The organism is Methylophaga sp. UBA3192 (genome assembly GCA_002363955.1).
Classification (GTDB): domain Bacteria; phylum Pseudomonadota; class Gammaproteobacteria; order Nitrosococcales; family Methylophagaceae; genus Methylophaga.
The window spans coordinates 332,949-346,626 of the sequence record DEXE01000007.1 but is presented as its reverse complement, the minus strand read 5'-3'; the positions used below and the strand labels follow the sequence as shown (position 1 = coordinate 346,626).

Genomic DNA, 13,678 nt, shown 5'->3' with positions numbered 1-13,678 from the left:
AAAGCTGCGATAAGTGCGTAAAATAACTCTATTTTTCCATCCAGATTTCCAACGGGTAGGTTTATGGTAACAATTAGAATGACACGCGGTGGCGCTAAAAAGCGTCCTTTCTACGGCATTGTCGTAACAGATTCACGTAGCAAACGTGATGGCCGTTATATCGAGCGTCTGGGCTTTTACAATCCAATCGCTAAAGGCCAGGAAGAAGAGTTACGCATTGATTTAGAACGCGTCAAACATTGGATCAGCCAGGGTGCACAAACATCGGAACGTGTTGCTCAGCTGATCAAGCAAGCACAAAAAGCTGCTTAATTTCTACCCGGGAGGCTCGTGATGGCTGATGCCAGCGAATTTATCCCGGTAGGGAAGATATCAGGAGTTTTTGGCGTTAAGGGCTGGGTAAAAGTATTTTCTTTTACCGATCCTCGCGACAATATCCTTGAATACAAACCGCTTTATGTGCATCGCCATGGTGATTGGGTTCCAATCGAAGTGAATGGCGGACAGTTACAAGGTAAAGCGGTTGTCATGAGCCTGGAAAAGGTTACTGACCGCAATCAGGCCATGACGTTAATCGGTTCAGAGTTGGCGATTAAAAGGTCGCAATTACTCGAAACTGATGCAGATGAATTTTACTGGGCTGACCTGGTTGGCCTGACAGTGATTAACACTGAAAATGAAGTTCTGGGAATAGTTGATCACCTGTTAGAAACAGGTGCCAATGATGTTCTGGTCGTAAATGGAAAAGATGCGGATACGCAATATCTGATTCCATTTGTTTTGGAAAGAACCGTATTGCAGGTTGATCTGGAAAACAAACTGATTCAGGTTGATTGGCAAGCCGACTATCTTTGAATAATGAAATGCAGCTATCTGTAATTTCTTTGTTTCCGGAGATGTTTGCTGCGGTAACAGAATATGGCGTAACCGGGCGGGCGGTAAAACAGGGCAGACTTAGTCTTAATTACCTAAACCCGAGAGAGTTTACAGCTGATAAACATCAGACTGTGGATGACCGACCTTACGGAGGCGGCCCCGGTATGGTTATGAAAGTAAGTCCGCTGCTGGATGCGATTAAAACGGCAAAACAGCAGCTTGGTGATAAGGTAAAAGTCATTTATCTATCACCGCAGGGACAAAAGCTGAATCAGCATGCGTTAGGCCAAATGGCGAAACGTAAATCAATGATTCTGCTGGCTGGTCGTTACGAAGGTATCGATGAGCGATTGGTAGAACAGGAAATTGATGAGGAGTGGTCGATTGGTGACTATGTCCTCAGTGGTGGTGAACTGGCAGCCATGGTGATGATTGATGGTATTGCCCGTTTGTTACCTGGTGTGTTGGGTGATGCCGAATCTGCTGAGCAGGATTCGTTTATGAGTGGTCTGTTGGATCATCCGCATTACACCCGCCCTGAAACGTTAAATGGCCAGACAGTGCCAGCCGTACTGTTAGGTGGAAATCATGAGGCAATACGTCAGTGGCGTCTCAAACAGTCCTTAGGACGAACATGGTTACGGCGACCTGATTTGTTGGAAATGATAACTTTAACAACAGAGCAGGCTGCTTTATTGGAAGAATTTATTGCCGAGCGCGGGCAGGATTAGTTGGGAGCAAACAATGAGTAACATTATCGATCAGCTGAACGCTGAACAATTGAGAACCGATATTCCGGATTTTTCTGCCGGTGACACGGTTGTTGTTAAAGTTCGTATAAAAGAAGGTGAGCGTGAGCGTGAACAGGCTTTTGAAGGCATCGTTATCGCAAAACGTAATCGTGGTTTGCATTCAGCTTTCACTGTTCGCAAAATCTCTAACGGTGTTGGTGTTGAACGTGTTTTTCAAGCACACAGCCCAACCATTGCCAGTGTAGAGTTGAAACGTCGTGGTGATGTTCGCCGTGCGAAACTTTACTACTTACGTGACCTGACTGGTAAAGCGGCACGTATCAAAGAAAAATTGTAAGTCCGACGGGTCGTTTGATCCGTTGCAGATAGAAAAAGGGACAAAGTTGATTTCAGCTTTGTCCCTTTTTTGTGCCTTGAAGTTGCTATTATGCGATATGGTCTAACTGATGCAGCCCCATGACAAAGCCAAGTGATATACAACTGAGTCATCTACAAAGCTTTATTGATTCGCTGTGGCTGGAATCCGGGTTAAGTGATAATACGGTAACCGCTTATCAACATGATTTAGTGGCGTTTGCCAGCTGGTTACAACCATTTGATGTGACATTAACCAATGCAGAGCGTGAACATATTCAGCGTTATCTGCAGCAACGAATGCGGGATGGAAAAAAGGTGCGCAGTGATGCGCGTTTATTATCTAGTCTTCGCCGTTATTATCGTTATTTATGTCGTGAAGGGATCCGTGATTCGGATCCTACAGCAATGTTGGAATCTCCGCGATTGGGTAAATCCTTGCCAGGCAGTTTATCTGAAGCAGATGTTATCAACTTGTTAACTCAGCCTGATACGGAAACCGCTTTGGGCATGCGTGACAGAACCATGCTCGAGGTGTTGTATGCCACCGGGTTACGTGTTTCAGAATTAGTGGCATTAACCTTTGAACAATTGAATATGCGACAGGGCCTGATCCGCTGTATTGGTAAAGGCAATAAAGAAAGATTGGTTCCATTAGGTGAAACGGCATTGGACTGGTTGCAATTGTATTTGCTTGAAAGCCGACCTCAGTTACTGCAAGGCCAGGTCACAGATGACCTATTTCCAACCCGTCGCGGGCAATCAATGACCCGTCAGGCATTCTGGTACATTATCAAACGCTACGCCAAATTGGCAGATATCGATAAACCGCTGTCGCCACATACTTTGCGTCATGCCTTTGCCACGCATTTGTTAAATCATGGTGCAGATTTAAGAGTCGTTCAACTTCTGCTGGGTCATTCAGACTTATCAACAACACAAATCTATACCCATGTTGCCAAAGCCAGATTGCAGCAAATGCATAATCAACATCATCCGCGAGGTTGAGTTTCCGCTGCTATGTAAGCTGATGTTAAACTGCCGGGTTAAAATTTAATTAGATTGGGAGAAGCCATAATGCCCTCATTTGATATTGTTTCTGAAGTCGATAAGCATGAACTGACCAATGCGGTGGATCAAGCAAACCGTGAATTGGATAACCGCTTTGATTTTCGAGGAACCGAAGCCAAAGTCGAGCAGTCAGACAAAACGCTGACAATGTTTGCCAACAGTGATTTTCAATTAGATCAGTTGCTCGATATTCTCAGAATGAAACTGGTGAAACGTGGTATTGATATCAGTTGCCTTGAACTTAAGGATCCGGTTGGCTATGGCAAGATGCGTAAACAGGATGTGCTGGTGCGTGAAGGCATCGAAAAAGACTTATCGCGAACCATCGTTAAACTGATAAAAGAGAGCAAAATTAAAGTTCAGGCAGCAGTCCAAGGGGACAGCGTCAGAGTGACTGGCAAAAAACGTGATGATCTGCAACAGGTCATGGCGTTGTTGAAAAACCATGATTCAATTGATATGCCACTGCAATTCAATAATTTTCGAGATTAAGAGAACCACACGAATGAAAATAAGCCGACTGGTATGGTTACCATTATTGGTATGCATGAGCCTTGTTCATGCTGATGATATGACAAAACTCAAAGCCGAACTAAAAAAACAATTACCCGAAATGGAATTGCAGTCATTGTCTCCTGTTGGCGAGTCAGGATTATATGAAGCCATTATCGATGATCGAATTTATTATTTTACCGCCGATGGAAAATACTTAGTACAAGGTGATTTATTGTCGCTCGAATCACGTGAAAACATTACCGAAACCCGTCGGATTGAAGTGAAAAAAGGGTTGTTGGACAAATTAAATGAGGATGATCTGATTGTCTTCGCGGCTAAAAAACCTGTCTATACCGTAACCGTCTTTACCGATATTGATTGTGGATACTGTCGCGAGTTGCATCGTCAGATCAAAGACTATAACAATTTGGGTATTACCGTTCGGTATATGGCTTATCCTCGTGCCGGCGCAGAATCGGAGTCGGCGAATAAATTAATCGAAGTCTGGTGTGCCAAAGACCCTCAGAAAGCAATGACGGATGCCAAAGCCCAGCGTGAAGTGAAAAAAACCTCTTTATGTGAAAACAATCCGGTTGCCGAGCAGTTTGAAATTGGCGGAAAGCTAGGTGTTCGTGGAACGCCAGCTATTTTTCTGGAAGATGGTCAAATGTTACCAGGGTATGTGCCACCAGAAAAATTACGTGAAATTCTGGATGAATATCTTGGTTCAAGTTAACAGGAGATGGGTTTCACCCTGAGGTAAACGCGTATCTACCAGACGTATTTTTTCAGCAGTGATTTCGACATAACTGGGGGCAGGCTGCCAATCACCTAATACAATTCGATAGTTTGAAATATTTCGTACAGGCTCAAGCGGTTGGATAGCCGGTCGATGAGTATGACCATGCAGCAATAAATTAACGTGATATTGCTTCATAACCTGTCGGACAGCAGCTGGATTGACATCCATGATCTGAGCTTGTTTATATTGTTTTTGCTGCTTGCTTTTGGCTTTGATTTTATCGGAAATACGTTGACGAATTGACAACGGCATGGCCAGAAACAGCTTTTGTAACCATCGCTTGCGTACCACTTTGCGATATCGCTGATAACTCACATCATCGGTGCACAAACTATCTCCGTGCATTAATAATATAGAATGCCCGTAAAGACTTACCACGACAGGATCATCCAATAAAATTCCGCCAACCAGTCGGGCAAATCCTTCCCCAAGCATAAAATCACGATTACCCTGCATCAGGTAAATTTTGCTGCCATTTTGCTGTTGATTTTGTAACGCTTGAATAAACGGCTCAAATTCAGCCGGGATTAAATCATCACCAAGCCAGGTGTTGAATATATCACCCAAAATATAAAACGCATCCACAGCAGATTGCTTTGCAACAAACTCAGTGGCCAGCCGGATTAACTCCGGCTGGTCAGGACTAAGATGTAAATCTGAAATAAACAGGGTTTTCATTTGATGGATGTGTTGAATTAATCGACCATAATCGCTTTTTCAATCACTACTGCATCAGCCGGTACATCCTGATGACCTCCACGCATAGTGGTTTTTACTTTGCGAATCGCATCAACCACATCCATACCTTCGATGACTTCACCAAAAACCGCATATCCCCAATCCTGCATGGTTTTGCCACGATAGTTCAAAAAGTCATTATCTTTAGTATTGATAAAAAACTGTGCCGTTGCAGAATGCGGATCGCCTGTCCGCGCCATCGCGACAGTGCCTTTTGTATTGCTCAAGCCGTTATCTGCTTCATTCTGAATTGGCGCTTCAGTTGTTTTCTGTTTGAATGATTCATCAAACCCGCCGCCTTGAATCATAAAGTTTTCAATGACGCGATGAAAAATGGTGCCATCGTAAAAGCCTGATTCAACATATTGAATAAAGTTTTTAACCGTTTCAGGCGCTTTTTCAGCATTCAGCGCGATAACAATATCGCCATGATTGGTGGTGAGCTTTACTTTTGGTTGTGCGCTGCCGCCTTCGGCTTGAGCTGCCAGCGAAAACGAAGCAAAAAACAGGGGGGCCAGATGGCGATAGAGTAATTTCATGGTAGCTTGTCCAAAAATTGCAAAAACTATCATGATAGAGCATCAATGCCATTCAGGTGAAGACAATTAAAAACCTTTTTCAGAGGCAACATACCGAAACAGCACTGTTACCCGACGCCGCTGACAGCGTATAATGCGCGTTCACATTTAACTGTAAACATTCAATATGTCAGAATCTGCTGTCAATCATAATTTTATACGACCCATTATTCAGGAAGATATTGATTCTGGCAGGGTCGCCGGAAAAGTGGTCACCCGTTTTCCACCTGAGCCCAATGGTTATTTGCACATCGGACATGCCAAGTCTATTTGCCTGAATTTTGGTCTGGCGGAAGAGTTTGGTGGGGATTGTCATTTACGCTTTGATGATACTAATCCAGCCAAAGAAGAGCAGGAATACATTGAAGCCATCAAGCAAGATGTCCATTGGCTGGGCTTTCAGTGGGCGGGTGACGTGCGTTATGCGTCAAGCTATTTCGAGCAGTTTTACGATTGGGCGATTTATCTGATCAAACAAGGCAAAGCCTATGTGTGTGATCTCACCGCCGAACAAGCCAGTGAGTACCGGGGCTGGGCGACCAAACCGGGTAAGGAGTCTCCATTTCGCAATCGCAGCGTAGAAGAAAACCTCACATTATTTGAAAAAATGCGGCAAGGTGATTTTGCCGAGGGTTTTTGTGTGTTGCGTGCAAAAATCGATATGGCTTCGCCCAATATGAATCTGCGAGATCCTATTCTGTATCGCATCCGCAAGAAAACTCACCATCAAACAGGTGACAAATGGTGTATTTATCCCAGCTATGATTTTGCCCACGGACAGGGCGACGCGATTGAAGGTGTTACACACAGTATCTGTACGTTGGAATTTCAGGATCACCGTCCGTTGTATGATTGGTTTATTGAAAACCTGCCGGTGCCCACACAGCCAAAGCAGTATGAGTTTGGACGTCTTAATATTAACTACACCGTGACCAGTAAGCGCAATTTAAAACAACTGGTTGATGAACATATCGTTGCCGGCTGGAATGACCCCAGAATGCCAACCATTTCAGGCATGAGAAGACGTGGTTATACCGCTGCGGCGTTACGTGCTTTTTGTGACGGTCTGGCTGTGGCGAAAACAGACGGTATTGTGGATATAGCCCAGCTGGAATTTGAAATCCGTAAAGATTTGAATGAAAACGCAGCACGTGCCATGTGTGTACTCAATCCTTTGAAAGTGACCATCACCAATGCTGCTGAAAGCGTTGAATGGCTGGAAGTGGCGAATCATCCGCAACAGGAAGCCATGGGGCAGCGTGCATTGCCGTTCACTAAAGAAATTTTTATTGATGCCAGCGACTTTACTGAAGACACCAGTCTGAGCCGGAAAAAGTTCAAGCGTCTGGTGATTGGTGATTATGTGCGGTTACGTGGTGCTTATGTCATCAAGGCTGATGAGGTCATCAAGAATGACAACGGTGACATTATTGAAGTGATGGCCTCATTAGTGCCTGATACCGTCGGCCAGAATCCACCTCCTGAAATGAAACCACGCGGCGTGATTCACTGGGTTTCAGCTACTGAAGGCAAAGCAGTTGAGTTGCGGTTATACGACCGGTTGTTTTTGGCGGAAGCCCCGGGAAAAGCAACGGGTAACTATCTTGATGACGTTAACCCGGATTCTTTAAAAGTGATTAAAGCGATTGCCGAACCGGCAATTGTCAATTGTGAACCAGAAACGGTTTTCCAGTTTGAACGCGAAGGCTATTTTGTCAGTGATCGCTATGATCACAGCCCCGATACGCCGGTATTCAATCTGACCATTGGCCTAAAAGAGACTTCAGACAAATAAACCATGTTAAAACTCTATAACACCTTAACCAAGCAGAAAGACGTCTTTAAACCCATCGAGCCCGGCAAAGTCAAAATGTATGTCTGCGGCATGACGGTGTATGACCTCTGTCATGTCGGTCATGCGCGGGTGATGGTAGTGTTTGATGTGGTGACGCGTTACCTGCGGGCCAGTGGTTATGATGTGACCTATATCCGCAATATCACCGATATTGATGACAAAATCATCAAACGTGCGATGGAAAACGGCGAATCGATTCAGACCTTAACTGATCGCTATATTGATGAAATGCATGCTGACGCCGATGCGTTGGGTGTTCTGCGGCCTGATCTGGAGCCAAGAGCCACGGAAGCCGTTGATGCCATGCAAAAGATGGTGCAAACGCTGATCGATAAAGGCCTGGCCTATGTCGCTGACAATGGTGATGTTTACTACGATGTCAGCGAGTTTGAAGGTTACGGCAAATTATCGGGCAGACATATTGATGACTTGCGTGCCGGTGAGCGTGTGGCTGTCAATGAGGCTAAAACAGACCCGCTGGACTTTGTCTTGTGGAAAGCCGCCAAGCCGGAAGAACCTTCCTGGGAATCGCCATGGGGACCGGGGCGTCCCGGCTGGCATATCGAATGTTCAGCGATGTCGGCAGATACCTTAGGCCATCATTTTGATATTCATGGTGGTGGGCAGGACTTACAGTTCCCGCATCACGAAAACGAAATCGCCCAATCCGAAGGTGCGCATGGCTGCCAGTATGTGAATTACTGGATGCATAATGGTTTTGTGCGGATTGATGACGAGAAAATGTCAAAATCGCTGGGTAATTTCTTTACCGTTCGTGAAGTATTGGCCAAGTATCCTGCCGAAGCCGTGCGTTATTTCATTTTAATGAGCCATTACCGTAGCCCATTAAATTACGCAGAAGATCAATTGGAACAGGCCAAAACAGCCTTAACCAGGTTCTATCATTCACTGCGTGATGTCACACCACAAAAAGTGATATGGCGGGAGGATGCTGAGTTTGCGTCACGTTTTGCTGAAGCCATGGATGATGACTTTAATACGGCCCTGGCATTATCAGTATTGGCAGACGTGCGTCAGGCATTGAACAAAGCTCGTGAAGAAAGCGACGAGCAAAAATCAGCTTACCTTGCCGGATTATTACTGGCATTTGGTGAAGTGCTAGGATTATTCCAGCAATCTGCTGAGGCTTTTCTTACCGGTGGCCAACAAGATGAAACCGGTAAAATCGAACAATTGATTGCTGATAGAAATGCAGCCCGTGCGGCAAAAGATTGGGGGCGCGCAGATCAAGTTCGTGATGAACTCACTGCGATGGGAATAGTGCTGGAAGATGCTGCCGGTAAAACCAGCTGGCGTAAAATTTAAGATTTGTCTCAGCTGCCTGCTAGTGGTGGCTGAGACAATTTAATTTATGGCAATTTTCTCCTGATCTAAATCAACAATAGCGTCATTAGTCTTCTTCCCGGCTATACAAAGTGTTTTAGTGTGGGCATGATCGAATTTAAATTAATGGATCGATTATGCCTAAAGATAAAACGTATTTACTGACTATCAACGGCGGTTCATCCAGTATCAAATTTACGTTGTATAACGTAACCGAATCGCTTACCTCCATTTTATCCGGCAAGCTCACAGGTCTGGGATTGCCTGTAGCCAAGCTGCGCGTCACAAACTCGATTCAGGCAGAAGCGTCCGCTGTAGATATCAAAGCTGATAACTATCAGCAGGCTGTTGCGGTATTGATAGACTGGTTTTATAAACATATTGATATCAGCTCAATTAAAGCCATCGGCCATCGAATTGTTCATGGTGGTCATCTGTATAAAAAACCACAATGGGTCACCAAACAATTACTCAAGCATTTATCGGCAATAACCCCTCTTGATCCACAGCATTTACCCGGTGAAGTTCAATTAATTGAAGCGTTTAACGAGTATTTCCCACAGTTAAAACAAATGGTCTGTTTTGATACTGAGTTTCATCAACATCTGCCAACAGTCGCTAAATTACTCCCCATACCCCGGCGTTATTTAGACCAAGGTATTTATCGTTATGGATTTCATGGTCTGTCCTATCAATATCTAATGCAGGTTTTGCATCAGCAAGAAGGTGAGGCAATTCAGCAGCATAAGATAATTCTCGCTCATCTCGGTAACGGGGCCAGTATGGCTGCTGTCACAAATGGGCAATCTATTGATACCACAATGGCGATGACTCCTGCGGCAGGGTTGGTAATGGGAACCCGAAGTGGCGATTTAGATCCGGGTTTATACGGTTTGCTTAACCGAAGTGAAGGCATGACTGGTGAACAGTTTGAAACAATGATTAATCAGCAATCGGGATTGCTGGGGATTTCTGCTTCCACCAGTGATATGCAGCAGTTATTGGAACTGCGGTCGACAGATCCAAATGCCGAGGATGCTGTCGATGTGTTTTGCTATCAGGCCAGAAAACAGATTGGTGCCTATGCGGCGGCGTTAGGCGGTTTAGATACCTTGGTATTTTCCGGCGGGATTGGTGAAAACGTAGCGGAAATACGGACACAGATTTGTCAGCAACTGGCATTTATCGGTATTGAACTGGATAACGAATTAAATCAGCAAAATGCGCTGCGCATTTCAACACTACAAAGCAGGGTAACTGTCTGGGTCATCCCGACCAACGAGGAATTAATGATTGCACAGTCAATGTGCGATCTGTTGAACCTGAATCATCAAGGGGAAAAGTAAAATGACATCTGAAACATCGCATACATTACAGCCACTCGATCAGGACTTATTAGACAAAATGCATGCATACTGGCGTGCGGCAAATTATTTGTCAGTGGGACAAATATATCTCTATGACAATCCATTATTAAAACAACCACTTCAGGCAAAACACATCAAACCCCGTTTGTTGGGCCATTGGGGCACCACACCCGGCCTCAATTTTATTTATGTGCATTTAAACCGAGTTATCAAACAACGTGATCTCAATATGATTTATATAGCCGGGCCAGGCCACGGTGGGCCGGCGTTGGTTGCCAATACTTATCTGGAAGGCAGCTATAGTGAAACCTATCCTGAGATTTCCGAGGATGAAGCTGGATTAAAACGTTTATTCAAACAATTTTCGTTTCCTGGAGGCGTCCCCAGTCATGTTGCGCCAGAAACACCTGGTTCGATTCATGAAGGGGGAGAATTGGGTTATGCCATATCCCATGCCTACGGCGCGGCATTTGATAATCCCGATTTGGTTGTGGCCTGTGTGGTTGGTGATGGTGAAGCGGAAACTGGCTCGTTAGCCACCAGCTGGCATTCCAATAAATTTTTGAATCCTGAACATGATGGTGCGGTATTACCCATATTGCATTTAAATGGGTACAAAATTGCCAGCCCGACAGTGCTGGCGCGTATCCCTAATGATGAGCTGGAAGCCTTGTTTTATGGTTATGGGTATACACCGTATTTTGTCGAGGGCGATGATCCAAAACAGATGCATCAACTGATGGCAGCAACGCTGGATAAGGTATTGGAACAAATTCGTCATATTCAGAACGATGCGCGTGAACATGGCGTGCATTTACGTCCCCGCTGGCCAATGATTATCCTTCGTTCACCCAAGGGCTGGACAGGTCCAGAAGAAGTGGATGGCAAAAAAACGGAAGGCACATTCCGTTCGCATCAGGTGCCAATGGGGGATATGGATCAGGAGGATCATATTGAGATACTTAATAAATGGATGCAAAGCTATCGCCCGGACGAATTATTTGACGAGAGCGGTAAGCTCAAAGCCGAACTGGCGGCTTTAGCGCCTGAAGGTACACGTCGTATGGGAGCGAATCCACACGCCAATGGTGGTCAACTATTACAGGATCTCGCTATGCCGGATTTTCGTGATTATGCTGTAGAAGTTAAACAACCTGGAGCCACCAAAGGCGAAGCCACTCGTGTGATGGGCAAATTTTTACGCGATGTGATGCAAAAGAATCTTGATGCCAGGAATTTCCGTTTGTTCAGTCCCGATGAAAATAACTCCAATCGTTGGCAGGATGTTCTGGATGTGACCGGCAGAACATGGATGGGCGAGATGATTCCGGGGGATGACAAATTGTCTAAAGATGGCAGAGTGATGGAAATGCTCAGTGAGCATCAATGTCAGGGTTGGCTGGAAGGGTATTTGTTAACTGGCCGTCATGGCTTTTTTTCCTGCTATGAAGCCTTTATTCATATTATCGACTCGATGTTTAATCAGCATGCCAAGTGGCTGAAAATCTGTAATCAGATCCCCTGGCGTAAACCCGTTGCATCACTGAATTATCTTTTATCGTCACATGTCTGGCGTCAGGATCACAATGGCTTTTCGCATCAGGATCCGGGTTTTATCGATCATGTGGTGAATAAAAAAGCCGAAGTGGTTCGCGTCTATCTTCCACCTGATGCCAATACGCTGTTATCTGTTACTGATCACTGCCTGCGCAGCCGGAATTATGTCAATGTGGTGGTCGCCGGAAAGCAGGCCTCGCCACAATGGCTGGATATGGAATCTGCTGTTAAACATTGCACGGCAGGCATCGGTGTCTGGGAATGGGCGAGCAATGATAACGGCCAGACACCAGATCTGGTCATGGCCTGTTGTGGTGATGTGCCGACCATGGAAACGCTGGCGGCAGTGAAATTACTGAATATGTTTGTACCGGAGTTGAAAGTCAGGGTGATAAATGTGGTGGATTTAATGAAACTGCAATCGCCCAGCGAACATCCACACGGGCTGGAGGAAGATGCATTCGATGATTTATTTACCCGGGATAAACCGATTATCTTTGCCTATCATGGTTATCCGATGTTGATTCATCGGCTGACCTATCGCCGCACCAATCATAAAAACCTGCATGTCCATGGATTCAAGGAAGAGGGGACAACTACCACGCCATTTGATATGGCTGTTATCAATGGTCTGGATCGTTTTCATCTGATGGAAAACGCCGTCAAACATTTAGCCGATTTACCCACCGACAAGGTGTCGGAAATCGAATTATTTATTCAGCAGAAGCTTGCCGAACATGATGAGTATATTCGGGAACATGGCCAGGATTTACCGGAAATTCGTGATTGGCAATGGAATAATTAGATTGGGTTTGACGATTTGCCCCTCCAGTGTTGGAGGGGCATCAGGACTGGCTTCAGCTGTTATTGATGTAACTGATCGGCAGCAAATAACGTATTTTCAAGCAAGGTCGCCACTGTCATAGGACCGACACCACCCGGAACAGGTGTAATCCAGGCCGCTTTTTCGCTGGCTTTATCAAATTCCACGTCGCCGGTTAACTTACCGTTTTCCAGACGGTTAATACCGACATCAATCACAACAGCACCTTCACGGACCCAGTCACCTGGAATAAAGCCCGGCTTGCCTACTGCCACCACTAAAACTTCTGCACGGCGAACATGTGATTCCAGATCTTTGGTCATGCGATGACAAACGGTAGTAGTGCATCCGGCCAGTAACAATTCGAGTCCCATTGGACGACCTACTATATTAGAGGCTCCCACAACGACTGCTTCTTTACCCCTAAGATCAATACCAACAGCTTGCATCATGGTTATTACGCCTTTCGGTGTGCAGGGGCGCAACTGAGGATTACGTTGGGCCAAACGGCCGATGTTATATGGATGAAAGCCATCCACATCTTTATTGGGCGCTATATGTTCAATAACAGCATCTGAATTGATATGTGGGGGCAGGGGGAGTTGAACGAGGATACCATCGATTTCATCATCCTGATTGAGCTGGGTAATGAGGTCAAGCAGCTCTTGTTCGCTGGTGGTTTCAGGCAAATCAAATGATTCGGATTTGAAACCTACCTCTTCACAGCTGCGACGTTTGCTGCCAACGTAAACTTGTGAGGCAGGGTTATCGCCAATTAATACAACAGCCAGTCCAGGCCGACGTTTACCGGTGGCGAGGCGCATTTGGGTTGCCGCTTTGATTTTCTGTTTTAGCTCGGCAGCAATTGTTTTTCCGTCGATGATTTGAGCAGTCATTCTGTGGGTTCCGGCCTTTCAAAAGCGGCTATGATCGCACGTTGCGTCAGCCACAGCAAAAAATATAAATGTGTTGTTGACTCACTATCGGCATCAGCGTATTATTTCGCCTTCTTCGAGGATGTCTGTCCTTGGAAATGTCGGGGCATAGCGCAGTCTGGTAGCGCATC

General features: G+C 45.4%; 14 protein-coding genes and 1 tRNA gene (1 of these 15 running past the window's edge). 12 read left to right on the top strand and 3 right to left on the bottom strand.

The window, feature by feature from the left end; all coding sequences use genetic code 11:
- Positions 1-63: 63 nt before the first annotated feature.
- The 7 genes from rpsP to B2337_RS12640 all read left to right on the top strand — a co-directional run bounded on the left by rpsP (position 64) and on the right by B2337_RS12640 (position 4,284).
- Positions 64-312, top strand: coding sequence for a 30S ribosomal protein S16 (rpsP, locus tag B2337_RS12670; RefSeq protein WP_226071152.1), 249 nt, complete (start codon positions 64-66; stop codon positions 310-312).
- A 21-nt stretch (positions 313-333) separates the two neighbouring features.
- Positions 334-855 carry a ribosome maturation factor RimM gene (rimM, locus tag B2337_RS12665; RefSeq protein ID WP_292413625.1) on the top strand — a complete coding sequence of 174 codons (522 nt, stop codon included), beginning with the start codon at positions 334-336 and terminating at the stop codon, positions 853-855.
- Between the two features lie 8 nt (positions 856-863).
- A complete protein-coding gene (trmD, locus tag B2337_RS12660) occupies positions 864-1,607 on the top strand; it encodes a tRNA (guanosine(37)-N1)-methyltransferase TrmD (RefSeq protein WP_292361456.1) in 744 nt (247 codons plus the stop codon).
- 13 nt (positions 1,608-1,620) lie between these two features.
- Entirely contained in the window at positions 1,621-1,965 is a 345-nt protein-coding gene (gene rplS, locus B2337_RS12655; RefSeq protein WP_292361457.1) for a 50S ribosomal protein L19, read from the top strand.
- A gap of 119 nt (positions 1,966-2,084) precedes the next feature.
- Entirely contained in the window at positions 2,085-2,990 is a 906-nt protein-coding gene (gene xerD / locus B2337_RS12650) for a site-specific tyrosine recombinase XerD (protein ID WP_292361458.1), read from the top strand.
- 69 nt (positions 2,991-3,059) lie between these two features.
- Positions 3,060-3,545: a YajQ family cyclic di-GMP-binding protein gene (locus B2337_RS12645; RefSeq protein ID WP_292413626.1), complete on the top strand. Its 486-nt coding sequence runs from the start codon at positions 3,060-3,062 to the stop codon at positions 3,543-3,545.
- 13 nt (positions 3,546-3,558) lie between these two features.
- Entirely contained in the window at positions 3,559-4,284 is a 726-nt protein-coding gene (locus tag B2337_RS12640; protein ID WP_292413628.1) for a thioredoxin fold domain-containing protein, read from the top strand.
- Here B2337_RS12640 and B2337_RS12635 read toward each other — a convergent pair.
- Positions 4,276-5,028, bottom strand: a complete 753-nt coding sequence (locus B2337_RS12635) for a UDP-2,3-diacylglucosamine diphosphatase (RefSeq protein WP_292413629.1) — start codon at positions 5,026-5,028, stop codon at positions 4,276-4,278. The two genes, B2337_RS12640 and B2337_RS12635, sit on opposite strands and share 9 nt — an antisense overlap.
- Before the next feature lie 17 nt (positions 5,029-5,045).
- Complete coding sequence (locus B2337_RS12630) at positions 5,046-5,627, bottom strand: peptidylprolyl isomerase (RefSeq protein WP_292361462.1); 582 nt, start codon at positions 5,625-5,627, stop codon at positions 5,046-5,048.
- A gap of 166 nt (positions 5,628-5,793) precedes the next feature.
- Here B2337_RS12630 and B2337_RS12625 point away from each other — a divergent pair, with 166 nt between their 5' ends.
- From B2337_RS12625 to B2337_RS12610, 4 genes are all read left to right on the top strand, one after another.
- Positions 5,794-7,461: a glutamine--tRNA ligase/YqeY domain fusion protein gene (locus tag B2337_RS12625; protein ID WP_292413631.1), complete on the top strand. Its 1,668-nt coding sequence runs from the start codon at positions 5,794-5,796 to the stop codon at positions 7,459-7,461.
- Between the two features lie 3 nt (positions 7,462-7,464).
- On the top strand, positions 7,465-8,847 hold the full coding sequence (cysS, locus tag B2337_RS12620; RefSeq protein ID WP_292413633.1) for a cysteine--tRNA ligase: 1,383 nt from the start codon (positions 7,465-7,467) through the stop codon (positions 8,845-8,847).
- 155 nt (positions 8,848-9,002) lie between these two features.
- A complete protein-coding gene (locus B2337_RS12615) occupies positions 9,003-10,211 on the top strand; it encodes an acetate/propionate family kinase (protein ID WP_292413635.1) in 1,209 nt (402 codons plus the stop codon).
- Between the two features lies 1 nt (position 10,212).
- Complete coding sequence (locus tag B2337_RS12610) at positions 10,213-12,594, top strand: phosphoketolase family protein (protein WP_292413636.1); 2,382 nt, start codon at positions 10,213-10,215, stop codon at positions 12,592-12,594.
- A 59-nt stretch (positions 12,595-12,653) separates the two neighbouring features.
- Here the strand turns inward: B2337_RS12610 and folD are convergent, their stop codons facing one another.
- Positions 12,654-13,508 carry a bifunctional methylenetetrahydrofolate dehydrogenase/methenyltetrahydrofolate cyclohydrolase FolD gene (folD, locus tag B2337_RS12605; protein WP_292361467.1) on the bottom strand — a complete coding sequence of 285 codons (855 nt, stop codon included), beginning with the start codon at positions 13,506-13,508 and terminating at the stop codon, positions 12,654-12,656.
- Positions 13,509-13,649: 141 nt separating this feature from the next.
- Here folD and B2337_RS12600 point away from each other — a divergent pair.
- Positions 13,650-13,678: transfer RNA gene (locus B2337_RS12600), tRNA-Pro, on the top strand (it continues 197 nt past the right edge of the window).

Bases quoted from the DNA above. Each gene is read 5' to 3' on its own strand.
- rpsP (WP_226071152.1), top strand. From the start codon at position 64: ATGGTAACAATTAGAATGACACGCGGTGGCGCTAAAAAGCGTCCTTTC.
- rimM (WP_292413625.1), top strand. From the start codon at position 334: ATGGCTGATGCCAGCGAATTTATCCCGGTAGGGAAGATATCAGGAGTT.
- trmD (WP_292361456.1), top strand. From the start codon at position 864: ATGCAGCTATCTGTAATTTCTTTGTTTCCGGAGATGTTTGCTGCGGTA.
- rplS (WP_292361457.1), top strand. From the start codon at position 1,621: ATGAGTAACATTATCGATCAGCTGAACGCTGAACAATTGAGAACCGAT.
- xerD (WP_292361458.1), top strand. From the start codon at position 2,085: ATGACAAAGCCAAGTGATATACAACTGAGTCATCTACAAAGCTTTATT.
- B2337_RS12645 (WP_292413626.1), top strand. From the start codon at position 3,060: ATGCCCTCATTTGATATTGTTTCTGAAGTCGATAAGCATGAACTGACC.
- B2337_RS12640 (WP_292413628.1), top strand. From the start codon at position 3,559: ATGAAAATAAGCCGACTGGTATGGTTACCATTATTGGTATGCATGAGC.
- B2337_RS12635 (WP_292413629.1), bottom strand. From the start codon at position 5,028: ATGAAAACCCTGTTTATTTCAGATTTACATCTTAGTCCTGACCAGCCG.
- B2337_RS12630 (WP_292361462.1), bottom strand. From the start codon at position 5,627: ATGAAATTACTCTATCGCCATCTGGCCCCCCTGTTTTTTGCTTCGTTT.
- B2337_RS12625 (WP_292413631.1), top strand. From the start codon at position 5,794: ATGTCAGAATCTGCTGTCAATCATAATTTTATACGACCCATTATTCAG.
- cysS (WP_292413633.1), top strand. From the start codon at position 7,465: ATGTTAAAACTCTATAACACCTTAACCAAGCAGAAAGACGTCTTTAAA.
- B2337_RS12615 (WP_292413635.1), top strand. From the start codon at position 9,003: ATGCCTAAAGATAAAACGTATTTACTGACTATCAACGGCGGTTCATCC.
- B2337_RS12610 (WP_292413636.1), top strand. From the start codon at position 10,213: ATGACATCTGAAACATCGCATACATTACAGCCACTCGATCAGGACTTA.
- folD (WP_292361467.1), bottom strand. From the start codon at position 13,508: ATGACTGCTCAAATCATCGACGGAAAAACAATTGCTGCCGAGCTAAAA.